24 protein-coding genes are annotated in these 21,640 nt (G+C 66.5%); 9 read left to right on the top strand and 15 right to left on the bottom strand.

What is annotated here, in order from left to right:
* Positions 1-4: 4 nt before the first annotated feature.
* Positions 5-709 (top strand): phosphonate C-P lyase system protein PhnL, encoded by a 705-nt coding sequence (phnL, locus tag KAK09_RS06945; RefSeq protein ID WP_210878195.1) that lies wholly within the window; start codon positions 5-7, stop codon positions 707-709.
* The gene (locus tag KAK09_RS06940; protein WP_210878194.1) at positions 706-1,851 is read left to right on the top strand and encodes an alpha-D-ribose 1-methylphosphonate 5-triphosphate diphosphatase; all 1,146 of its coding nucleotides are present in this window, start codon (positions 706-708) and stop codon (positions 1,849-1,851) included. Before phnL ends, KAK09_RS06940 begins: the two co-directional genes overlap by 4 nt.
* Before the next feature lie 58 nt (positions 1,852-1,909).
* On the opposite strand, the gene KAK09_RS06935 is transcribed toward KAK09_RS06940, so the two are convergent.
* The 9 genes from KAK09_RS06935 to KAK09_RS06895 form a co-directional block, all read right to left on the bottom strand.
* Positions 1,910-2,257 (bottom strand): hypothetical protein, encoded by a 348-nt coding sequence (locus KAK09_RS06935; RefSeq protein WP_210878297.1) that lies wholly within the window; start codon positions 2,255-2,257, stop codon positions 1,910-1,912.
* A 119-nt stretch (positions 2,258-2,376) separates the two neighbouring features.
* Positions 2,377-2,967 carry an extensin-like domain-containing protein gene (locus KAK09_RS06930; protein ID WP_336244433.1) on the bottom strand — a complete coding sequence of 197 codons (591 nt, stop codon included), beginning with the start codon at positions 2,965-2,967 and terminating at the stop codon, positions 2,377-2,379.
* Positions 2,968-2,975: 8 nt separating this feature from the next.
* Positions 2,976-3,893 (bottom strand): prephenate/arogenate dehydrogenase family protein, encoded by a 918-nt coding sequence (locus tag KAK09_RS06925; RefSeq protein WP_210878192.1) that lies wholly within the window; start codon positions 3,891-3,893, stop codon positions 2,976-2,978.
* A complete protein-coding gene (hisC, locus tag KAK09_RS06920) occupies positions 3,893-4,975 on the bottom strand; it encodes a histidinol-phosphate transaminase (protein WP_210878191.1) in 1,083 nt (360 codons plus the stop codon). The genes KAK09_RS06925 and hisC overlap by 1 nt, the downstream gene beginning before the upstream one ends.
* Before the next feature lie 66 nt (positions 4,976-5,041).
* Positions 5,042-5,197 (bottom strand): hypothetical protein, encoded by a 156-nt coding sequence (locus KAK09_RS06915; protein ID WP_210878190.1) that lies wholly within the window; start codon positions 5,195-5,197, stop codon positions 5,042-5,044.
* A gap of 55 nt (positions 5,198-5,252) precedes the next feature.
* Complete coding sequence (locus KAK09_RS06910; RefSeq protein ID WP_210878189.1) at positions 5,253-5,390, bottom strand: hypothetical protein; 138 nt, start codon at positions 5,388-5,390, stop codon at positions 5,253-5,255.
* A gap of 139 nt (positions 5,391-5,529) precedes the next feature.
* The gene (locus KAK09_RS06905; protein ID WP_210878188.1) at positions 5,530-6,258 is read right to left on the bottom strand and encodes a lysophospholipid acyltransferase family protein; all 729 of its coding nucleotides are present in this window, start codon (positions 6,256-6,258) and stop codon (positions 5,530-5,532) included.
* The gene (locus tag KAK09_RS06900) at positions 6,255-7,130 is read right to left on the bottom strand and encodes a cell division protein FtsX (RefSeq protein WP_210878296.1); all 876 of its coding nucleotides are present in this window, start codon (positions 7,128-7,130) and stop codon (positions 6,255-6,257) included. Before KAK09_RS06900 ends, KAK09_RS06905 begins: the two co-directional genes overlap by 4 nt.
* Before the next feature lie 26 nt (positions 7,131-7,156).
* Positions 7,157-7,834: an ATP-binding cassette domain-containing protein gene (locus KAK09_RS06895; protein WP_210878187.1), complete on the bottom strand. Its 678-nt coding sequence runs from the start codon at positions 7,832-7,834 to the stop codon at positions 7,157-7,159.
* A gap of 162 nt (positions 7,835-7,996) precedes the next feature.
* Here KAK09_RS06895 and KAK09_RS06890 point away from each other — a divergent pair, with 162 nt between their 5' ends.
* Complete coding sequence (locus KAK09_RS06890) at positions 7,997-8,788, top strand: zinc-ribbon domain-containing protein (RefSeq protein ID WP_210878186.1); 792 nt, start codon at positions 7,997-7,999, stop codon at positions 8,786-8,788.
* A 53-nt stretch (positions 8,789-8,841) separates the two neighbouring features.
* On the opposite strand, the gene KAK09_RS06885 is transcribed toward KAK09_RS06890, so the two are convergent.
* The 5 genes from KAK09_RS06885 to argH are packed head-to-tail and all read right to left on the bottom strand — an operon-like array spanning position 8,842 to position 14,649.
* A complete protein-coding gene (locus tag KAK09_RS06885) occupies positions 8,842-11,412 on the bottom strand; it encodes a TIGR02302 family protein (protein ID WP_210878185.1) in 2,571 nt (856 codons plus the stop codon).
* A gap of 38 nt (positions 11,413-11,450) precedes the next feature.
* Positions 11,451-12,716, bottom strand: coding sequence for a diaminopimelate decarboxylase (gene lysA / locus KAK09_RS06880; protein ID WP_210878184.1), 1,266 nt, complete (start codon positions 12,714-12,716; stop codon positions 11,451-11,453).
* A 39-nt stretch (positions 12,717-12,755) separates the two neighbouring features.
* Positions 12,756-13,064, bottom strand: coding sequence for a DUF2834 domain-containing protein (locus KAK09_RS06875; RefSeq protein WP_210878183.1), 309 nt, complete (start codon positions 13,062-13,064; stop codon positions 12,756-12,758).
* The gene (locus tag KAK09_RS06870; protein WP_210878182.1) at positions 13,061-13,261 is read right to left on the bottom strand and encodes an argininosuccinate lyase; all 201 of its coding nucleotides are present in this window, start codon (positions 13,259-13,261) and stop codon (positions 13,061-13,063) included. Before KAK09_RS06870 ends, KAK09_RS06875 begins: the two co-directional genes overlap by 4 nt.
* Positions 13,258-14,649 (bottom strand): argininosuccinate lyase, encoded by a 1,392-nt coding sequence (gene argH, locus KAK09_RS06865; protein ID WP_210878181.1) that lies wholly within the window; start codon positions 14,647-14,649, stop codon positions 13,258-13,260. Before argH ends, KAK09_RS06870 begins: the two co-directional genes overlap by 4 nt.
* Positions 14,650-14,673: 24 nt before the next feature.
* On the opposite strand from argH, the gene KAK09_RS06860 reads away from it, so the two are divergent.
* The 5 genes from KAK09_RS06860 (at position 14,674) to KAK09_RS06840 (ending at position 18,360) form a co-directional block, all read left to right on the top strand.
* On the top strand, positions 14,674-15,240 hold the full coding sequence (locus KAK09_RS06860) for a TlpA family protein disulfide reductase (RefSeq protein ID WP_210878180.1): 567 nt from the start codon (positions 14,674-14,676) through the stop codon (positions 15,238-15,240).
* A 150-nt stretch (positions 15,241-15,390) separates the two neighbouring features.
* The gene (locus tag KAK09_RS06855; RefSeq protein WP_210878179.1) at positions 15,391-15,624 is read left to right on the top strand and encodes a hypothetical protein; all 234 of its coding nucleotides are present in this window, start codon (positions 15,391-15,393) and stop codon (positions 15,622-15,624) included.
* Positions 15,625-15,831: 207 nt separating this feature from the next.
* Positions 15,832-16,590, top strand: coding sequence for an alpha/beta fold hydrolase (locus KAK09_RS06850; protein ID WP_210878178.1), 759 nt, complete (start codon positions 15,832-15,834; stop codon positions 16,588-16,590).
* Positions 16,587-17,555 carry an alpha/beta hydrolase gene (locus KAK09_RS06845; protein WP_210878177.1) on the top strand — a complete coding sequence of 323 codons (969 nt, stop codon included), beginning with the start codon at positions 16,587-16,589 and terminating at the stop codon, positions 17,553-17,555. Before KAK09_RS06850 ends, KAK09_RS06845 begins: the two co-directional genes overlap by 4 nt.
* Positions 17,556-17,631: 76 nt before the next feature.
* On the top strand, positions 17,632-18,360 hold the full coding sequence (locus KAK09_RS06840) for an alpha/beta fold hydrolase (protein WP_210878176.1): 729 nt from the start codon (positions 17,632-17,634) through the stop codon (positions 18,358-18,360).
* Positions 18,361-18,364: 4 nt separating this feature from the next.
* Here KAK09_RS06840 and phaZ read toward each other — a convergent pair whose 3' ends face one another.
* A complete protein-coding gene (gene phaZ / locus KAK09_RS06835) occupies positions 18,365-19,642 on the bottom strand; it encodes a polyhydroxyalkanoate depolymerase (RefSeq protein WP_210878175.1) in 1,278 nt (425 codons plus the stop codon).
* A 105-nt stretch (positions 19,643-19,747) separates the two neighbouring features.
* Between phaZ and KAK09_RS06830 the strand changes: the two genes are divergently transcribed.
* A complete protein-coding gene (locus tag KAK09_RS06830; RefSeq protein ID WP_210878174.1) occupies positions 19,748-21,550 on the top strand; it encodes a class I poly(R)-hydroxyalkanoic acid synthase in 1,803 nt (600 codons plus the stop codon).
* Positions 21,551-21,640 lie beyond the last annotated feature (90 nt).

Genomic DNA, 21,640 nt, shown 5'->3' with positions numbered 1-21,640 from the left:
CCTGATGGACACCATTCTTTCCGTGCGCGATCTGGGTAAGGGGTTCTATATCCACGACCGCGCCAAACATGTGCCTGCCGCCGAGGGGATCAGTTTCGATCTGAAACCGGGGCAGTTGGCGGCGCTTGTCGGCCCGTCGGGGGCGGGGAAATCCTCGCTCTTGAAGGCGATCTACCGCACCTATGTGCCCTCAACGGGGCAGGTTCTCTATCGCACCGCCGCCGGTGATCTGGTGGATCTTGTCACAGCGCCCGAGACGCAGATAACCGATCTGCGCCGGTCCGAGATCGGCTTTGTGACGCAATTCCTGCATTGCCTGCCGCGCCTCTCGACGCTGGACGTGGTGGCCCGGCCCCTGCTGCAACAAGGCGTCGCGCGTGACGCCGCCCATGACAAGGCGGCGAAAATGCTGGCCGCGCTGGCGATCCCGGAGCAGCTTTGGGATGCCACCCCCGCGACCTTTTCCGGGGGCGAGCGGCAGCGCGTCAACATCGCGCGGAGCTTTACCCAAGGCGGGCGCCTGATGCTGCTGGACGAACCCACCGCCAGCCTCGATCCGGTGGCACGCGAAAACGTCTGCGCGATGATCGAGGCCGCCAAGGCCGAGGGTGCCGCCATGGTCGGTATCTTTCACGATATGGCCATCGTTGACCGGCTGGCCGATGTAAAGATCACCGTAGAACGCCGCGCATTCGAGGCGGTGGCATGACACAGCATCTGGAAAACGCCCGCATTGTCACGGCTGACGGGGTGCACCATGGCAGCCTGACAATTGAAAACGGCCAGATCGCGGCCCTTGGCGCGGACGCGCCCAAAGGGGCCGCGCGGATCGACCTGCACGGTGATCTGCTCTTGCCCGGTCTGATCGACCTGCACGGCGATGCGATTGAAAAAGAGGTGGAACCCCGCCCCAACGCCTTTTTCCCGCTGCCCGTGGCGCTGGATGCCATCGACCGGCGCATGGCGGCGGCGGGCGTCACCACCGCCTTTCACGGCATCAGCTTTGCCGAGGGCGAATTGGGTGTGCGCGACGTGGACTTCGCGGAAACGCTGGCGCGGGCGTTGCACGGGTTTTCAGGCGCGGTCGATCACCGCGTGCATATCCGCTATGAGCTGACCGATGCCGGATCAGAGGCGCGGGTGACGCGGCTGATTGATGAGGGCGTGGCGTCCTTGCTGTCCTTCATGGACCACACGCCGGGGCAGGGACAGTTCAAGGATGCCGCCGCCTATGGCGCCTATCTGTCCCGCGTCTATGCCAAGGACGAGGGCGAAATTCTCGACCGGATCACCGCCAAACAGGCCGAGGCCGGCAATCTGGTGGCGCGTGTCGAGCGGCTGGCCGATCACGCCCGCCCGCATGGCGTGGCGCTGGCCGGTCACGATGACGAGGGGGCGGACCGCGTGGCCTTCATGGCCCGCGTGGGCGCGACGATCAGCGAGTTTCCCCTTGATCTGCCGACGGCGCAAGCCGCGCGCAAGGCCGGGCTGGTGGCGCTCTTTGGCGCGCCCAACGTGCTGCGCGGGCGCAGCCAGTCCGGCGCGCTCTCGGCACGCGAGGCGATCGCGGCGGGGGTGGCGGGCGCGCTCTGCTCGGACTATGCGCCGCAGGCGATGCTGCCCGCGCTGGGCGTGCTCACGGGAGAGATGGGCCTGGCCTGGCCGGATGCTGCATCCCTGATGAGCGCAAACCCCGCCCGTGCCGCGGGGCTGACCGACCGGGGCGAGATTGCCCCCGGCAGGCGCGCCGATCTCATCCGGGTGTGCGACAGCGGGGCGCTGTCGGTCGTGGCCACCTGGGTGGCCGGGGCGCAGGTCTACTGTTTCGGCGCACCCATGATCGGGGCCTGACCCGACCCGTATCGGGGGCCTCTGCCTCTGTGGCAGCCCACCGGGCAAACCGCCCCCTTCATCGTTCCGAAAATACTCCGGGGGGTGCGGGGGGCTGGCCCCCCGCCTTGGCGCGGACGGGGACGGTGGCATAGTCGTGGCGCATCACCCGCTGACGACGGCCGCCACGCGGTTCATCATCGTCGTCATCCTTCATCTTCATGACGGCGATGGCGAATTGCACGCCGGCAAATACGATCCCATTGGCAAGCCAGAGGATCAGCACGGCCAGAACGCCCTTGTCCGAATGAGTGACAAGATGCCAGAGATTCGCGATATTGAACCACAGGAGCATCGCCACGAACACGCCCGCAAGGCCGAATCCGATGGCAACCTGCGTGATGTAAAGGCGAACGAGCTTGGGCATGGCGAACCTGGGCATGAAGAACCTCCGTTTCTGCCACTCCGAGCCTAAGCCGTTAAGACGGAATTACAACCGGTGAAACAGAGAAGTGATCCGGCCTGCGACATCACGCCCGCGCCGGGTCAACGGCAATAGGGCCCGCCACGATGGCGCGCGGTGTCGAAATGGAAGTGATCGCGGTGATAGCGGTCCGATTCGGGGCCAAGCACCGTGCCGAAGGGCCCGCAGGCATCGCGATGCACGCGCCGCAAGATGCGCCCTTTCTGCCCCTTGCCCCAGTCGTCGAGCACCGAAATTTCCGAGCCATCGCGCAGTTGCAGTGCGGCAATGTCGATGGCGCGGCCCTTGCCATGCTCGGAGATGCGCGCGCCGCTTTGATGGTTGCGGCTGCGGCAGGCGTAATGCGCGGGCACGCGCAGGCCCGCAAGACCTCCCCCCATGCGCCCCACTTCTGGCTGCGCGCTCTTGCGCACCCATCGGCCAAGGCTGCGCGCGGTCGGGCAATCGAGCGTGGCGGGCTGGCTGAGGCGCACGCCATGCACCGCCTCGAGCCGCACCGCGCGCTCCACCCCGCAACCCGAGATCGCACCGGGCACAAGCCCCGAGACAGTGCCCGAGAGACCCGGCACGCCGCAAAGCGCGCCCGCTCGGCTCACGTCCGTGTCACCGCGCCCGCAGGAAGTGGCGAAAACCCCGAGGGCAAGGGCGAGCACCGCCCGCCTCATGCCTTTGTGGCCCGGCCAAAATCCGGCGCGGCAGTGTCCTGACCGGCCTCGATGATGCCCCGCCGAATGGCGCGGGTGCGGGTGAAATAGGCGTGCAGGTGATCGCCATCGCCGGTGCGGATGGCGCGTTGCAGCGCGAAAAGCTCCTCGGTAAAGCGGCCCAGAATCTCCAGTGTCGCTTGCCGGTTGTTGAGAAACACATCGCGCCACATGGTCGGATCAGAGGCGGCAATCCGGGTGAAATCCCGAAAACCCGCAGCGGAATACTTGATCACCTCGGTATCGGTGACGCGGCGCAGGTCGTCGGCCACGCCCACCATCGTATAGGCAATCAGATGCGGCGCGTGGCTGGTGACCGCCAGCACCAGATCGTGATGCTCGGCGTCCATCTCATCGGTGTTCGAACCAAGCGCCTGCCAGAACCGCTCCAGCTGCTCCACCGCCGCCCGGTCGCTGCCCTCCTGCGGCACGATCAGACACCAGCGGTTGTCAAAGAGTTCCGCAAAGCCCGATCGTGGCCCTGAATGTTCGGTCCCCGCCAGCGGATGCGCAGGCACGAAATGCACGCCCGCCGGGATATGCGGTGCGACCGCCTCGATCACCGCCTTCTTGACCGATCCGACATCACTGACCGTGGCACCGGGCTTGAGCGCGCCCGCAATCTCGGCGGCAACCGCCCCCATCGCGCCCACCGGCACGCAGAGCACCACCAGATCAGCGCCCGCGCAGGCCTCTGCCGCGCTGTCGCACACCCGGTCACAGAGACCGATCTCGCGCGCCACATCCCGCGTCTCGGACGAGCGCGCATAGCCCGTGACCTCTCCGGCCACGCCCGCGCGCTTCATCGCCCAGAACATCGAACTTGCAATCAGCCCCAGCCCGATCAGCGCCACCCGGTCATAGATCTGCGCCATCACCGAACCCCCTTGAACTGTCCGATCACATGCGCCACCCGGCGACAGGCGGATTCCTCGCCCACAGTGATCCGCAACCCTTGGGGAAAGCCATAGCCGCCCACCCGGCGCACGATGATCCCATCGGCGCGCAACGCCGCGTCACAGGCCGCCGCCTCGTCGCCCGAGGCAAACCGCGCCAGCACGAAATTGGCGTGGCTCTCGTCCACCGCCACGCCTGTCTCGCGCAGCGTCTCGGTCAGCCACGCGCGATTGCGCAGCGTGTCGCTCACCACCCGGCTCAGCCATTCCCGATCCCGCACCGCCGCCTCGGCGGTCGCCAGTTGCGTGGGCGAGAGGTTGAAGGGCTGGCGAATACGGTTCAGCACCTCGATCATCGCACCCGGCGCATAGCCCCAGCCGATCCGCAGCCCGCCCAGACCATAAGCCTTGGAAAAGGTGCGCGTCATGATGACATTGTCGCGCGCCTCGACCAGTGCCACACCGCCGTCATAGCCCGCCGCAAATTCGGTATAGGCCCCGTCCAGCACCAGAATAGCGCCGTCGGGCAGGCCCTCCGCCAACCGCGCCACTTCCGCCTCGGGCAGGAGGGTGCCGGTCGGATTGCCGGGATTGGCGATAAAGACGATCCGCGTCCGCGCCGTGCAGGCCCGCAGGATCGCGTCCACATCGACCACGCGCTCCCGCTCGGCCACACAGACCGGCGTCGCCCCCACAGCATGCGCCAGAATGGGATACATGGCAAAGCCATGCGCGGTGTGGATCACCTCATCGCCCGCCCCGGCATAGGCCTGCGCCACGAATTGCAACACCTCGTCCGAGCCCACGCCACAGATCACGCGCTCGGGGTCCAGCCCATGCACCTCGGCAATCGCGCTGCGCAACTCGGCGTGGTCGGTGCCGGGATAGCGGTGCAGCGTCGCCGCCGTGCGCGCAAAGGCCGCCTTGGCCTCGTCCGACGGGCCATAAGGGCTCTCATTGGCCGAAAGCTTCAGGATCTCGGATTTGCCCGCGATCACGGCCTCGCCACTCTTGTAGAGCGCGATTTCCATGATGCCCGGCTGCGGCGTGATCTTGGTCATGGCGGGTCTCTCCTTGGCCGTCCCCGTATCTAGCCTCGGGCGCGGGTCAAGGAAAGATCGAAACTGTCACCATGCGGCCATGAGATCCCCGCCTGCGCGGGGATGACGGCCGAGGATGGGGATCTGCGGTCTTGTGTCGCGCGTCGTCACCCTCTGGCTTGCCCCAAGGGTCTCGTGCTGCGCGCCGTCACCCTCGGGCTTGACCCGAGGGTCTCGTGTCATTGTCGGATTCCCACTTGCGCGGGGAAGACGGTGCAAGGGGACGGGCCGCCTCGGGTCACGCAGTCTTGAGGCTGCGCAGCAACTCGAAAAGCTGCGACTGTCGCCGGGTCTGCCGGGCGTCGCGGTGATAGGGCAGCGCGGGCGCGGCGTCCGTGCTGTGCTTCACCACCGACTTGAGCCACCTTTGTTTCATCCGCCTCATCCTTCTGATCGTTTGCCCCGTGGGCATTGTTTCGCTTGGGGCAACGATGCACCTGGTTTGCGGCCAAGTTTTGACGAAACCGGGAAAATATCGGGCGGGGCAGGGCCTGTTTTCGCCACAATCGACCGGCTCAGGCCGCGAAACCCGCTTCGCGCATCAGCCGGTTCGAGGCGGTCTCCACCTCCGCCTCCAGCCGCGCCAGAAAGCTTGCCTTGTCCATGCCTGGCGCGATCTCGGGCAGGAACTCGATCACCGCCACCCCTGGCTTGCGATAGATGCCCCGGCGTGGCCAGAACACCCCCACATTGGTCGCCACCGGCACGCAGGTCTGGCCCAATTCCTCATAGAGCACCGCCGCGCCCACCTTGTAGGGCCGCACCGCCCCCGGCGCGACACGCGTGCCCTGGGCAAAGATGATGAGCTGGCCCGGCCGCGCAAGTCCGCGCGCGACATCGGTCACCATCTTCCTGATCGCCGCGCCGCGCTTGCCCCGATCCACCGGCACGCAACCGATGCGCAGCCCGTATTGCCCGACCACAGGCGTCCAGATCAATTCGCGCTTCATGATGAACTTGCCTGCAGGCACGCTGCCAAAGATCATCAGGATGTCGAGAAAACTCTGGTGCTTGGCTGCGATCAGCACCTCGCCGGTGGGCGGCGTGCCGCGCACCTCGGTCTTGAGGCCCACCATCCAGCCGGCGGTCCAGCACACCCAGCGGCAATAGCTCTTGCAGGCGGCGCGTGCGCCGCGCGCGCTCAGCACCGCCCAGGGCAGAAAGCCGATGCCGATCACCGCCAGCATCACATACATCTGCACGACGAAAATCAGCGAGCGCAGCCATTGCACCGCATATCTCATGGCATCTCCTCCAATGTGCGGCGCGCGGCGGCCAGTGTCGCGGCAAAGGCCACCAGCCCGGCAAGCGGCGGAATGGTCAGCGGCCAGAGCCAGTGCCAGCCCTGAAATCCGAGGCCGGTGAGAAACCCGCCCTCGATCTGCGCAGAGGGCAGGCCAAGAATGGCAAGGCAGCCCAGAACCGTGCCCGCCGCCGCCCCCGCAAGACCGCGCGATGCGAACCGGCGCACGAAGGCGCGCGCAATATAGCCATCCTGCGCCCCCACCAGCCGCAAGACGGTGATCACCTGCGTATTGGCCGCCAGCGCCGCCTGCGCCGCCAGCGTGATCATGGCCGCCGTGGCCGCCGCGATAAGGCCAAGCGCCACCAGCCCCAGAAGCCGCAAGCGCTCTGCCGCGCGCACAAGCGGCTGCCGCCAGCGGGTGTGATCGTCGAGCACCGCCCCCGGCACCTCGGCGGCCAGGCGCAGACGCAGGCCCTCGGGGTCGAACCCGGCCTCGGTCTCGATCACCTCGATCAGGCGTGGAATCGGCAATTGATCCACCGGCAGGCCGGGGCCGAACCACGGCTCCAGCAGGGCTGCCTGTTCGGCATCCGAGAGCGCGCGGGCGCGCGCCACGCCGGTCGTCGTCTCCAGCACCCGCAGGGCCGCGGCGGTCTGCGCCTCCATCTGCGCCATCGGGGCCGAGATGCGCACCGTTGCCGTGCGCGCAAGCTCATTACCCCAGCGATCCGCCAGCCGCCCCGTCGCCAGCGACAGCGCCAGCGCGAACACCGCCAGAAATGCCATCGCCCCTGCGCTGAACAGCGTCAGCCGCGCGGTGAATCCGGTGGGCGGCACCACTCGGTCGGCCTGCGCGTCCCCCGCAAGCATCGCCCGCGTTGCGTTCAGGTCGAGCTTCACAGATCCGCCCCCGCGAATTGCAGCCGCCGCGCCGCGATCCGCAGCACCCGCGTCTGCACATGTGCCTTGGCGGCGCGGATGAGCGCCAGATCGTGCGTGGCGATGAGGATGGTCTTGCCCATGCGGTTGAGTTCGATCAGAAGCCGCAACAATCGCTGCGACATCTCCCAATCCACGTTGCCCGTGGGTTCGTCCGCCAGCACCACATCGGGCGACATGATCACCGCCCGCGCCAGCGCCGCGCGCTGTCGTTCACCGCCAGACAGTTCCGGCGGCAGGGCATGCGCACGCTCCTTGAGGCCGACCCAACCCATCAATTCGCGCAGGTTCGGTTCTTCTTCCAGCAGGTCACGCCCCGAAACCGACAGCGGCAGGGCAATATTCTCCGTCACGCTCAGATGGTCGAGAAACTGACAGTCCTGATGCACCACCCCGATGCGTCGCCGTGCCATGGCCACGTCGTCGCGCGTCATCGCACGCCGGTCCTGCCCGAACAGCCGCACCAGGCCCGCGCTCGGCACCAGCGCGCCATAGCAGAGCTTCAGAAGCGTGGTCTTGCCCGAACCTGACGGCCCGGTGAGGAAATGGAACGAACCGGGGCTGAGCGAGAGCGATACATCGCCCAGCAACTCCCCTCCGCCATAGGAATAGGCCACAGACTCAAGCTCGATCACCGCACCGCCCCTTGTGCTTACGCCCCCTTCATGCCCCAGAGGCCACACATGTGCAATCGCTGCGCGCGCGATTCGCTTTGGCCTTTTCGATGGGCGGATAAGTGCTTATGCTCGCATCTGATGCGACGGCTCGAACCGAGACGACTTGCGGCAGGGGATGGTATGAGGCTGACTTGTCCGAATTGCGGGGCGCAATACGAGGTGCCCGACGCGGTGATCCCGGCCTCGGGCCGGGATGTGCAATGCTCCAACTGCGGCAACACCTGGTTTCAGCATTATCCTGACAACACGCCGCCAGATGCCGATCTTGCCGCGCCCGAGGCCGCGTATCAGCCAGAGCCAGAGCCCGAAGCCCGGCCCGATCCGGCCCCCGCAACCCAACGTCGTCTTGATCCCGACGTGGCCGAAATCCTGCGTGAAGAGGCCAAGCGCGAGCGCGCCGCCCGCGCCGTCGAGGCGGGGATGCGGCTCGAAACCCAGCCCGATCTAGGGCTCGACGCACCACGCCCCCTCGACGCAAGCCACCCCGACGAGCGCAGACAGCAGGTGCGCACCCGGCTGGAGCGGCTGCGCGGCGGGGCCGCTCATGCCAAAGCCCCCTCCGCCCCGGCCAGAGACTCCACGCCAGAGGACATCGACCCGCCCTCGCGGCGCAACCTCTTTCCCGACATCGACGAAATCAACTCCTCTCTCAGTGCGACCGACGATTTCGACGCCGCGCAACCCCTCCTGCCGGAAGAGGCGCTGCCCCCGCCACGCAAGAGCGGCTTTCGCACGGGTTTTCGCCTTGCGGTGATCACCTGCGTTCTGGCGCTGATCGTCTATCTGATGGCCCCGCAGATCGCCGCTCTTTCCCCCGGACTCGAGGCGCCGCTTGGTCAGTATGTCGCCACGGTCGATGCGCTGCGGGGGCTTCTGTCACACGCGGTCGCGGGGCTGCTCGGGCTGGGATAACTCCGCCCTCGTTGCCCCCGCCCGGAACGGGTCTTCCAGTCAAACGCGACAGGCTAGAACCGGTCCAGCAACCGCTTGAGATATTCCAGTTCCACATCCGGTCGTTCGCCCTCGCCCGAGCGGCGGCGGATCTCGTCCAGAAGGTCCCGCGCGCGGCGGTAGACATCATCGCCCTGTAGCAGATTGTCCTGCGTGCCGGCCTGGCGGCCCTGACCGCTCTCGCGGCCAAGCGGATCGGCCTGCGCCATGCCCGGCTGGCCGCGCTCGCTGCCCGGACCGCCCGGCTGGCCCTCCTGCGCCATCGCCTCGCCCATGTTGCGCATTCCCTCGCGCAGCGCCTCCATGGCGTCGGCCTGCTCGCCGAGCGCCCCCGCCAGATCGTCGTTGCGCAGCGCCTCCGCCGCGCCGTCCATTGCGCGTTCGGCGCGCTCCAGCGCGTCGCGCGCGGCCTGACCTGCCTCACCGCCCAGTTGCGGCAGCCCGCCGCGCTGGCGCTCCAGCTCCTGCCGCAGCGCCTCCTGCCGGTCGGCAAGCGATCCGCCCTCGGCCTGCTCCTGTCCCTGCCCGCCGGGGCGCGCACCGCCCTCGCCGCCGCCCTGACCCTGCTGGCCATCATGGCTTTCGCCACGCCCGTCGCCGCCCGAACGGCCCTCGTTCTGCTGCGACTGGCCGCGCTGCGCATTGGGGTTGAACTGTTCCTGAAGGTCGCGGAACGCCTGATCCGACAGGCCCTGCTGCTCGCGCAGGGTCTCGGCCAGCCCCTCCATCGCCTGCTGGCCCGCCGACTGGCCCTGCCCTTGCGTGACCTGCATGTTCTCCATCATGCGCTGGAATTCCTCCAGCGCCTGCTGCGCCTCGGCGAAACGGCCCTGCTCCATCAATTCCTGGATGCGGTCCATCATGTCCTGCAGATCCTGACTGTTCATCTGCATCATGTTCTCGGCGCTCTGCTGGCTACCGCCCTGCTCGTCCTCGCGCTGTGCCTCGGCCATCTTCTGGCGCAGATAATCCTGCGTCGCGTCGCGCAGATCCTGCATGAGCCGTGCGATCTCCTCGGGGCTGGCCCCGTTGCGCATCGCCTCGCTCAGCCGCTCCTGCGCCGCGCGCATCCGCTCCAGCGCATCGGCGATGTCGCCATCCTCCAGAAGCAGCGCCAGATCCCACAGCGCCTGCGCGATCTCGTTGCGCCCCGTCTCATCCAGACCGGCGGCGGTCCCCGCCTCCAGTTGCCGCAGGATCACCCGCAGCCGCAGATAGGCTTTCTCCGACCGGAAAAGCCCGTCGCGCGGTTTGTAGGACACCGCCCGCAGCACCTGCGCCACGCGGGTGGCATTGTCGCGCGTCCATAGCAGATCGCGCCGCTGCTCGATCACCGCCGCTGCCAGCGGGTTGAAGAACCGCCGCGCCGGAAGGATCATCGCCACCGGCTCCGACAGCCCCTCCTGACCTGCCGCATCGCTTACCCGCATCCGCAGCGTGACCGGCAGATGCGCCCAGGGATGCTCCGAAAGGTTCTCGATCAGCGTCTCGGTGAACGCGGCCCGGTTGCCACTGAGCGGCATCGGCAGATCGAGCGTGATCGCCTCGCGCGGCTCCGGCTCCGCAGTCAGGCCATGACGGCGCAGCACCCGGTTCATATCGAGGGCGAACACCGCCGCGCCCCCGGTCACACCATAATCGTCGCGCGCCTCGAAGGGCTGGCTCATCTGGCCGTCAAAAGTGGTTCTTGCCTCACCTGCCAGGATCTCCACCGCCGGCGGGGCATCCGGAATCGCCGTCACCAGCCAGCCGCGCCCGCCCGGTCCGGTGATGCGCAGCGCGCCATCCTGCGTGATGGTCAGGCTCTGCTCCGGCGCTGTCTGCGGCTCCGAGACCTGTCCCGACACCGTCTCTTCCAGCCTGAGCGCCCCCACCTCGCCGTAAAAGCGCAGCGTCACACGGCTGCCCACCGGCGCGCGGATCCCTTCGCGCTGATCGGCCAGATAAAGGCTCGGCAGCCCGGTATGGGCCGGCGGCTCGATCCAGCCCTCCCAGGCCGGACCCTGCGCCAGCGCCGCGCCATGGCCCGCCCCCGGCACGATCTGCGCCACCGTGCCCACGCGCCAGACAGAGCCAAAGACCAGCCCCGTCACCAGCACCAGCAGCGCCACATAGCGCATCCCGTAAGGGTCCATGCGCGCCAGCCGCAGATCGGGGGCCACGGCGCGCGCGCCCCGCGCGCGCTCGGCCATACGCGCCTGATGCGCCCGCCAGAGCGCGGCAGAGGCGGCATCATCCGCGCCCACCGCCTGCACATCGCCCAACGCCGCCAGCGGCCGTCCCGGCAGCACCGCATCGACGCGCGTCAGCGCCTCGGCGCGCGTGGGCCAGCGAAAGCGCCGCCAGCCGAGCAAGGCAAAACCGATCACGGCCAGCACGACAATCCCCGCCCCGGCCTGCGCCACACCCGGCACCACCATCTCGTGCAGCCCCAGTAAAAGCGCCGCCGCCCCCGCCGCCAGCACGCTCCAGACCGGCCAGAAGGCACGCGCCAGCCGCTCGGCGATCAGCCCGGCCCACGTCAGCCACAACACCCGGCGCAACCGCGCCAGGATCGGGATCAACAGATCATTCGGTCGGGTCATCGCGCCACCGCTCCTCTCCGGCCCGCGACGCACCCGCGTCAGAGCCATTCGGGGATGGTATCGCGATTCAGCATTTCGTCAAAGCTCGGGCGTGCGCGGATCACGGCAAAGTCACGCCCGTTCACCAGAACCTCCGGGATAAGGGGCCTTGTGTTGTATTCGCTCGCCATCACCGCGCCATAGGCCCCGGCGCTGCGAAACGCCACCAGATCGCCCGCCGCCACCGGGGGCATCTGCCGCGCGCGCGCGAAGGTGTCGCCGCTCTCGCAGACCGGGCCCACCACGTCATAGGGGCGCGGCTCGGCCCCCGGCACAGGCTCGATCACCGGCACGATATCGTGATGGGCGTCATACATGGCGGGGCGGATGAGATCGTTCATCGCCGCGTCGAGAATGAGGAAATCGCGCCCCTCGCCCTCTTTGACGTAGATCACCCCGCTCACCAGAACTCCCGCATTGCCGACGATAAGACGGCCCGGCTCGATCTCGATCTCGCAGCCCAGATGCCCCAGCACCTCGCGGATGAGCGTGCCGTAATCCGTGGGCAGGGGCGGTGCCTCGTTCGACCGGGTATAGGGAATCCCCAAGCCCCCGCCCAGATCGAGACGGCGGATGTCATGGCCATCGGCGCGAAGCACCCCGGTCAACTCGGCCACCTTCTCATAGGCGGCGCGAAACGGGGCCAGATCGGTCAGCTGGCTGCCGATATGCACGTCGATCCCCACCACCTCCAGCCCCGGCAGGCGCGCGGCCTCGGCATAGACGGCGCGCGCCTTCGCGATGGGAATCCCGAACTTGTTCTCGCTCTTTCCGGTGGCGATCTTGGCATGGGTCTTCGCGTCCACGTCCGGGTTCACCCGGATGGTGATCGGCGCGACCTTGCCCAGGCTTGCCGCCACCTCGCTCAGCGCGCGCATCTCCGGCTCGCTCTCGACATTGAACTGCCGGATGCCGCCAAGAAGCGCCACGCGCATCTCCTCGCGCGTCTTGCCGACGCCGGAAAACACGATCCGTTCGCCTGGCACGCCCGCCGCGATCGCGCGCGCGTATTCCCCGCCCGAGACCACATCCATCCCCGCGCCAAGCGCCGCGAGCGTCCGCAGGATCGCCTGATTGCTCGCCGCCTTCATGGCGTAGCAGACCAGATGGTCCATCCCCGCCAGCGCCTCGTCGAACAGGCGGTAATGTCGCGTCAACGTCGCGGTGGAGTAGCAGTAGAACGGCGTGCCCACCGCGGCCGCGATCTCGGGGATCGGCACATCCTCGGCATGAAGCACGCCGCCGCGATAAAGAAAATGATCCACGCCTAGCCCCGCTTCATCGTTCCATAAATACTCATGTCCTCACGCCCGCCGCAGCGTGCGCAGGAAAAGGTAGAGCGGCAGACCGCAACTGACCCCGATGCCGAAGGTCGCCGGAATGGCCACAAGGCCCAGCCACGCCCGCTGCCCGATGCTCTCCACCAGAACCCAGACCGTCAGCGTCACGGCGGCGATGGTCAGATCCCAGACCAGCCCGCTCGTCGCCGCGTTGACATGCCATGCATCGACCATGCCCATCAGGTCAAAGCCGTTCTCCGAGAACCACGCCAGAAACCACGCCATCGGATGCACCGTGCCCCAGAGCGCAAGCGCAAGCCACACCCACCTCACAACGCGACCCCCACGCCGACGCTGACATCCTTTCCGGTGGTGCTGGCGCTGACATTGCCCATCTTCACCCCCACCCCGGCCGAGACATTGCCGCCGCTGCCGGCGGTCACCACGGTGCCGACCTTCGGGCGCACCGGATCGCCCTCCACGCCGCAGCCCGCCAGCACGAGCACGGCCATTACCGTCAGAACCCTCATCCCAGACGCTCCTTCCACCGGGCCACCTGCGCGCGCACCTGTTCGGGCGCCGTGCCGCCATAGCTCATCCGCGAGGCGACCGAATTATGCACGCCCAGCACATCATAGACCGACGCGGTGATTTCGCCATGCACCGCCTGCATCTCCTCCAGGCTGAGATCGGGCAGGTCGCAGCCTTTGGCCTCGGCCTTCGCCACCAGCGCGCCGGTCACATGATGCGCCTCGCGAAACGGCATGCCCGCCACCCGCACCAGCCAATCCGCCAGATCGGTCGCAGTGGAAAAGCCCGAGGCGGCAGCGGCCTCCAGATTGGCGCGCTCCGCCTGCATGTCGCGCACCATGCCTTCCATCGCGGCCAGCGCCAGCATCAGGTTGTCGGCAGCGTCGAAAACCTGCTCCTTGTCCTCCTGCATGTCCTTGGAATAGGCCAGCGGCAGCCCCTTCATCACCATCATCAGCGCCACGTTCGCCCCGAAAATCCGCCCCACCTTGGCCCGGATCAACTCGGCGGCGTCGGGATTCTTCTTTTGCGGCATGATGCTCGATCCGGTCGAGAACCGGTCCGACAGCGCCACGAACCGGAACTGCGCCGAAGACCAGATCACCAACTCCTCCGCGAACCGGCTCAGATGCATCGCGCAGATGCTCGCCACGCCGAGAAACTCCAGCGCGAAATCCCGGTCGCTCACCGCGTCGAGGCTGTTCGCGCAAGGCCGGTCAAACCCGAGATCCCTCGCCGTCATTTCCCGGTCGATCGGAAACGAGGTGCCCGCCAGCGCCGCCGCGCCCAAGGGGCATTCGTTCATCCGCGCCCGTGCGTCGCGCACGCGGCTCAGGTCGCGTCCGAACATCTCGACATAGGCCATCATGTGATGCCCCCATGTCACCGGCTGCGCGGTCTGCAAATGGGTGAACCCCGGCATCACCCAATCCGCACCCGCCTCCGCCTGCGCCAGCAGCGCCCGCATCAACGCCACCAGCGCCTGATCCACCGCGTCAAGCTGATCCCGCACCCAGAGCCGGAAATCCGTGGCCACCTGATCGTTGCGGCTCCGTCCCGTATGCAGCCGCCCGGCCGGTGTGCCGATCACCTCCTTGAGACGTGCCTCGACATTCATGTGAATGTCCTCCAGCGCGGTCGAAAAGGTGAAATCTCCGGCCTCGATCTCTGACAAGACCGTGAGCAGCCCTTCCCGGATCGCCTCGGCATCGCTATCACTAAGGATACCCGTGGCCGCCAACATGGCGGCATGGGCGCGTGATCCGGCGATATCCTGCGCCGCCAGCCGCTTGTCGAACGAGATCGAGGCATTGATGGCCTCCATGATCGCATCCGGCCCGGCGGCAAAGCGGCCGCCCCACATCTGGTTCGAGGTCGTGTCAGTCATCTGCTGCGGCCCTTTGGAGGGAAAATGAAACGTCTTCTCGGGTTCGTCCTTTATATGGCCCTCGCGCTTGGTGCAAACCCCGGCCTTGCCGACACCGCCGCGCTCGAGGCGCTGCGCGCGGGCGACATGCGCAAGCTCATGTTCCACGCCGCGCCCAAACCCGCGCCGCTCACCGAATACGAGCGCGCAGACGGCACGCCCGGCACGCTCGCCGATTATCGCGGGCAGCATGTGGTGCTGAACTTCTGGGCCACATGGTGCGCGCCCTGCCGCGCCGAGATGCCGACGCTTGCCAATCTGCAAACCGAGTTGGGCAATGAGGCGTTTTCCGTTGTCACCGTCGCCACCGGCCGCAACCCGCCCCCCGCGATGAGGAAATTCTTCGACGAGATCGGCGTAACCAACCTGCCGCTGCACCGCGATCCCCGCAGCGCGCTCGCCCGCGAGATGGGCGTGTTTGGCCTGCCGGTCACGATGATCCTCGATCCCGATGGCAATGAGCTTGCCCGCCTCACCGGCGACGCGGATTGGGACTCCGAGAGTGCCAAGGCCATCGTGCGCGCCCTGATCGAAGGGGGCGCGGGCGGCTGAGCGGGCGCAGGAACCGCGCCCCTGCCGCCGGACACGTCAGCAGATTGACGCAGGTGGGAAAATCATCTGGACATGTCGCAAACCACACCCTAAATGCCGCTTATCCGCCGCGAAAGAATGTTTCGCGGCCATCGCACAAGGGGGCGGGACATGCCGGGTTACAATTCAAGGTTCGAGTTGTCGGTCGAGGATATGGACCTGATCGAAAACGCGCTGCTGCGCAGCAAGACCGAGCTTTCGGCGCGCGCCATCGCGACCGGTGCCGCCGCCAACGATGACGCGGCCCCCGCCGAGACGCTGCGCAAGATCCACGATCTTCTGGGCCGCCTGCACAATCAGAAGGTGTTTTACCGTCCGCGTCGCGGGCGCTATATCGGGGGCTGAACCGCCCCTGAATGGCTCGTGTCCGGCCCGAAGCGCCGCCTTGCCGCGTCGGACACGGCAGGGTTCGGCCGTGAACGGACGATCCTTGCAGAACGGCATCCCGGCGGGTTGCCGGCGCTGACGCTGCGTCCCGCGACCCGGGCGCGCTGAAACCGGTTTGCGGGTCCGCGCCACGCGGTGCATGATCGCCCCAAAGCCGGAGGACCCATGGCCGACCCATCCTTTCTTGACACCGACACAGGCCGCCGCCTTGCCTATCACCGCACCGAGGGCGCCGGGCCGGGGGTGGTCTTTCTTGGTGGCTTCAAGTCCGACATGGAGGGCACCAAGGCGCTCTGGCTTCAGGACTGGGCGCGCGCACGGGGCCGCGCCTTTCTTCGCTTCGACTATTCCGGCCATGGTCAATCCTCGGGGGTCTTTACCGAGGGCTGCATCGGCGACTGGGCGGCGGATGCGCGCGCGGTGCTGGAGAGGCTGATGACGGGCCCCCAGATCCTCGTCGGCTCCTCCATGGGCGGCTGGATCGCGCTCTTGCTCGCGCGCGCCATGCCGGGCCGCATCGCGGGGCTTGTGACCATCGCCGCCGCGCCGGATTTCACAGAAGATTCCATGTGGGCCGGGTTCGACGCGGCGCAGCGCGACGAATTGATGACCAAGGGACAGATTGCGCTGCCCTCGGACTATGGCGCCCCCTATGTCATCACCCGCCGCCTGATCGAGGAGGGGCGCGCGAACCTCGTCCTGCGCGCGCCGCTCGACCTGGCGTTTCCGGTGCGGTTCCTGCAAGGCACCGCCGACAAGGATGTGGACATGGCCGTGGCGCTGCGCCTTCTCGACCATGCCGAAGGCCCGGATATCCGCCTTGCTCTGGTCAAGGGGGCCGATCACCGCTTCTCCGATCCCGACTGCCTCGCGCTTGTCGGCGCGGCGGTGGCGGAGGTGAGCGCACGGGCCGTGATCCCATGATGCGCTGGCTTCTGGTCCTTGTGGCCGTCGTCGCAGGGCCGCTCCTGCTTGCCCCGCGCGAGCCGGTCGAAATGCCGCCCCTCTTCGAGTCGCGCCGCCTTGACGAGGGCGTCGGCATCTATCTCGACGCGATGGAATCGCGCCATGACGACATCCGCCCCGACAGCCAGAAGCGTGTGATCTGGGCGGGCGAACCCGAGACGCGCGCGCCCCTGTCGCTTGTCTATTTCCACGGCTTTTCCGCCTCATCCCAGGAAATCCGCCCTGTGCCGGACCTGCTGGCGCAGGCCTTTGGCGCAAACCTTGTCTATACGCGGTTTCGCGGCCACGGGCGCGACGGCGATGCCATGGCCGAGGCGCGGGCCTCGGACTGGCTTGCCGACGCCGCCGAGGCGCTGGCGGTGGCCCGCGCCACGGGCGATCGGGTGGTGATCCTCGCCACCTCCACGGGCGCGACCGTGGCGGCGGTGGCCCTTCAGGATCCGGCCTTGCGCGACCGGGTGGCGGGCGTCATTTTCGTGTCGCCCAATTTCGGGGTCAACAACCGGCTTGCCCCGCTGCTGACATGGCCCGGCGCGCGCCACTGGCTGCCGCTTTTGGCAGGGAAGCGCCGCAGCTTCGAGCCGCGCAGCCCGGAACAGGCCGCCGAGTGGACAACCGACTACCCCAGCACGGCCGTCCTTCCCATGGCGGCGCTGGTGGCCCATGCCCGCAGGCTCGATTACAGCGCCATGACGCTGCCCGCGCTCTTCTACTATTCCGACGCAGACCGGGTCGTTCGTCCTGATCTCACCGACAGGGTGCTGGCGCGATGGGGGGGGGCGGTCACGCGGATCGCGCCGGACCTCGGGGCGCAGGACGATCCTTTTGCCCATGTGATCGCGGGCGATATCCTGTCGCCGGGCAATACGCGCGCTGCGGTTGACAACATGACCGCATGGCTGGCCGGGGTGCTTGCGCGATAGGACTTGCCCCGAGGCGGGGCACGATGCCATGCTGCGGGCAAGGGGGGCGCAGACCCTCGCAGCAAAGGCCACGACAATGAGCAGCGATCCGGTTGTGTTTCTGCCCGGCATGATGTGCGACGCGCGTATCTTCGCGCCGCAGATCGCCAACCTGAGCCGCGACATGGCGGTGACCGTGGCGCCCGTCACGCGCGGCGAGCGGATCGAGGAGATCGCCTCGAACCTGCTTGACCTGCTGCCGATGCGCTTTGCGCTGGCGGGGCTTTCGATGGGCGGGATCGTCGCCATGGAACTGCTGCGCCGCGCGCCCGACCGGGTGACGCGGCTGGCGCTCATGGATACCAACCCGCTTGCGGAAACGCCGCAATCGGCCACCGGATACGAGCCGCTCGTGGCCAAGCTGCGTGCCGGCATGATCGCCGAGGCGGTGCAGATGATGCTTGGCGGGGATGTCCTCGCACCGGGGCCGGAACGGGCCGAGGTGCTGGCGCTGGTGGTGGAGATGGCGCAGGGGCTGGGCGCCGAAACGGTCATCCGGCAGGTGCGCGCGTTGCAGCGGCGGCGTGATTATCAGGCGGTGCTGCGGCGCTGCAAGGTGCCCGCACTGGTCCTGTGCGGGGCCGAGGACAGGCTGACCCCGCCGCGCCGTCACAGTTTCATGGCAGATCTCATTCCCAACGCCACCCTATGCCTCGTGGATGGCGCCGGGCACCTGCCCGTGCTGGAACAGCCCGACACGGTGACGCGGGCGCTGCGGGACTGGCTGGCGCAACCCTATGTCCTACAGAGACGCGTGGACGCCTGAAGGGTCAGGCGCTGGCGGCGTTGCGGTTGGCTGGTTTCGGCGCCAGCGCCTTGGCCGTGTTCGAATCGATGAAATCAAGCACCAGCGGGCGGATGTTGTTCCGCCATGACCGGCCCGCGAAGATCCCGTAATGGCCGGCCTCTGGCTCGATATAGTTGGCCTTCATGTGATCGGGCACGCCGGTGCACAGATCAAGCGCGGCAACGCATTGGCCGGGGGCGGAAATGTCGTCCTTGCCGCCTTCGACGGTCTTGATGGCGACGCGGGTGATCTTGCCCATATCGACCCGGTGACCATTCACGACAAAGCGGTTCTGCGCGATCTCCAGCCCCTTGAAAACGCGCTCGACCGTTGAAAGATAGAATTCGGCGGTCATGTCCATCACCGCGAGATATTCGTCGTAAAAGCGGTTATGCGCGTCGTTGTCACTGGCCTCGCCCCGTCCGACGCGGATGATCTGGTCGGTAAAGGCCTTGGTGTGCCGCTCCGCGTTCATCGACATGAACGAGGCAAGTTGCAACAGACCCGGATAGACCTTGCGCCCGACGCCCTTGTAGGTAAAGCCGACGCGCTGAATCATCATCTCTTCAAGCTGGCCCATGGTTACACGGCGGCCGAAGTCGGTCACGTCGGTGGCGGCCGCATCGGGATTGACCGGGCCGCCGATGAGGGTGAGCGTGCGTGGCTGCGCGTCGGAGTCAAGTTCGGCCAGATAGGCGGTGGCGGCCAGCGTCAGCGGCGCGGGCTGACAGATCGCGATCACGTTGATATCAGGGCCGAGCGCCTTCATGAAATCGACAAGGTAGAGCGTATAGTCCTCGATATCGAACTTGCCCTCGGATACCGGGATATCGCGCGCATTATGCCAGTCGGTGACATAGACCTCGCAGTTCACGATCAGCGATTTGACGGTCGAACGCAGCAGCGTGGCGTAATGGCCCGACATGGGGGCGACCAGCAGGATCTTGCGCGGCTGTTCCTTGCGGCCGGAGACGTTGAAGTGGATCAGATCGCCAAACGGGCGCGAAACGATCGTGTCGATGTTCACCAGGTGGTCGCAGCCGTCCTCGTGGGTAAAGGTGCGGATGCCCCAGTCGGGCTTGGTCACCATGCGCTGAAAGGCGCGTTCCGTCACCTGACCCCAGGCCGACATCCACTGAAAAGCAGGATTTGGCACCATGCTGAAAAGTGGATAGGATGCAAAGGAAAGGGCGGAGGCACCCAACCATTGATTGGCGTTGCGGAAAGATTCCATCAGGTCATAAGTTGCCATCTGGCGCATGATCGTCTCCTTTTGCGGGAGTGGGCGGAAAATTCACCGCGGTCGAGTCTCCGGCAGGAGAACGGTATGCTGCATGGCAGAATTTGTTAAGGGGAAATGTAAAAAATGACAACTCAAGACGATGTCGCAGGTAAAAATGTCGATAAGCTCAATGAGAACCTCGCAAAAGTCGAAGATTTGTCGCAGCGACTCATTCAGGCGCTGGCTTCGCGCAAGCCTGCCAACCCCACGCTGAATGCGCCCTCTCAGGATATTTTTGTCAAGGCGGCGCACTCCTACTGGTCGGAAATGCTCGAGAATCCGGGCCGGATTTACGAAAAGCAACTGGAATACTGGGGCAAGTCGGTTCGCCATTTTCTTGATGCGCAACAGGCGCTGATGCGCGGAACCGCGCCCGAGAGCGAAGAGCCCGATCCGCTCGGGGGCGACAAACGTTTTGCCAACCCGCTGTGGAACAGCCACCCCTATTTCCGCTACATCAAGCAGCAATACGCGCTCAATTCGCAGGCCATCGAGCGCGCGCTCGACGAGATCGACGAGGATCTGCCGCCCAAGGATCGCAAGCGGCTCGACTATTTCGTGCGCCAGATCATCGACATGATGTCGCCCACCAATTTCCTCGGCACGAATCCCGACGCACTCGAACGCGCCGTCGAGACCGAGGGCGAAAGCCTCGTGAAGGGGCTTGAGAACCTGATCGCCGATCTCGAGGCCAACAATGGCGAGTTGGTCGTGCGGCTGGCCGATGACCGCGCCTTCGTGCTGGGCGAGAACATCGCCAGCACGCCCGGAGAAGTCGTGTATCGCAACCACATGATGGAACTGATCCAGTATGCCCCCACGACCGACGAGGTTCACGCCACGCCGATCGTGATCTTTCCGCCCTGGATCAACAAGTTCTACATTCTCGATCTCAAGCCCGAGAACAGCCTGATCAAGTGGATCACCGATCAGGGTTACACGCTTTTCGTGGTCAGCTGGATCAACGCCGATACCAGCCACGCCGATATCGGCATGGAGGATTACATCGAGGACGGGTTTCTCACCGCCATCCGCGAGGTCAAGGCGATCACCGGCCAGAAACAGGTCAATGCCGTGGGCTATTGCATCGCGGGCACCACGCTGCACCTGACGCTGGCGCTTATGGCCAAGCGCGGCGACAAGTCCGTGAAATCGGCCACCTTCTTTACCGCGCTCACCGATTTCTCCGAGCAGGGCGAGTTCACCCCCTTCCTTCAGGACGATTTCATCGACGGGATCGAGGCCGAGGTGGCGGCCCAGGGCGTGCTGCGCTCATTCATCATGGGGCGCACCATGTCTTTCCTGCGCTCGCGCGACCTGATCTATCAGCCCGCCGTGCGCCACTACATGATGGGCGAGGCCCCGCCCGCCTTTGACCTGCTCTACTGGAACGGCGACGGCTCCAACCTGCCGGGCAGGATGACGGTGCAATACCTGCGGGGCCTGTGCCAGCGCAACGAGTTCGTCACCAGCGGTTTCGAGATATGCGGCGAGCGGCTGCACATTTCCGATGTCACGGTGCCGATCATGGCCGTCACCTGCGAGACCGACCATATTGCTGCGTGGAAGGACTGCTATCGCGGTTTTCAGCAGACCGGCGCCAAGGACCGCACCTTCATTGTCTCGGAGTCCGGGCATATCGCCGGAATCGTCAACCCGCCCACCAAGAAGAAATACGGCCATTTCACCAATGACGACCTGAGCGGCGATGCTGATGCCTGGATTGCGGGCGCGACCCGTCACGAGGGCTCGTGGTGGCCCCGCTGGGAGGCGTGGCTTGCCAAGCGCTCGGGCAAGATGGTGCCGGCGCGCGCGCCGGGCGATTCGGATCACAAACCGCTCGCCCCGGCCCCCGGAACCTATGTTCGCAGGAAGGCAACCATCTGAATACAAGGCTTGAATTCCGCCTTCATGACAGTTTTGCTGCAGCGCAGAAAAAACCCTTGAAATGCTGCGGTGCAGCAAGTATATTCCTCT

The organism is Roseovarius autotrophicus, from assembly GCF_018069895.1.
Taxonomy (GTDB): domain Bacteria; phylum Pseudomonadota; class Alphaproteobacteria; order Rhodobacterales; family Rhodobacteraceae; genus Roseovarius; species Roseovarius autotrophicus.
Note: the sequence above shows the minus strand (reverse complement) of the source record. Positions and strands in the feature narration are given on the sequence as shown.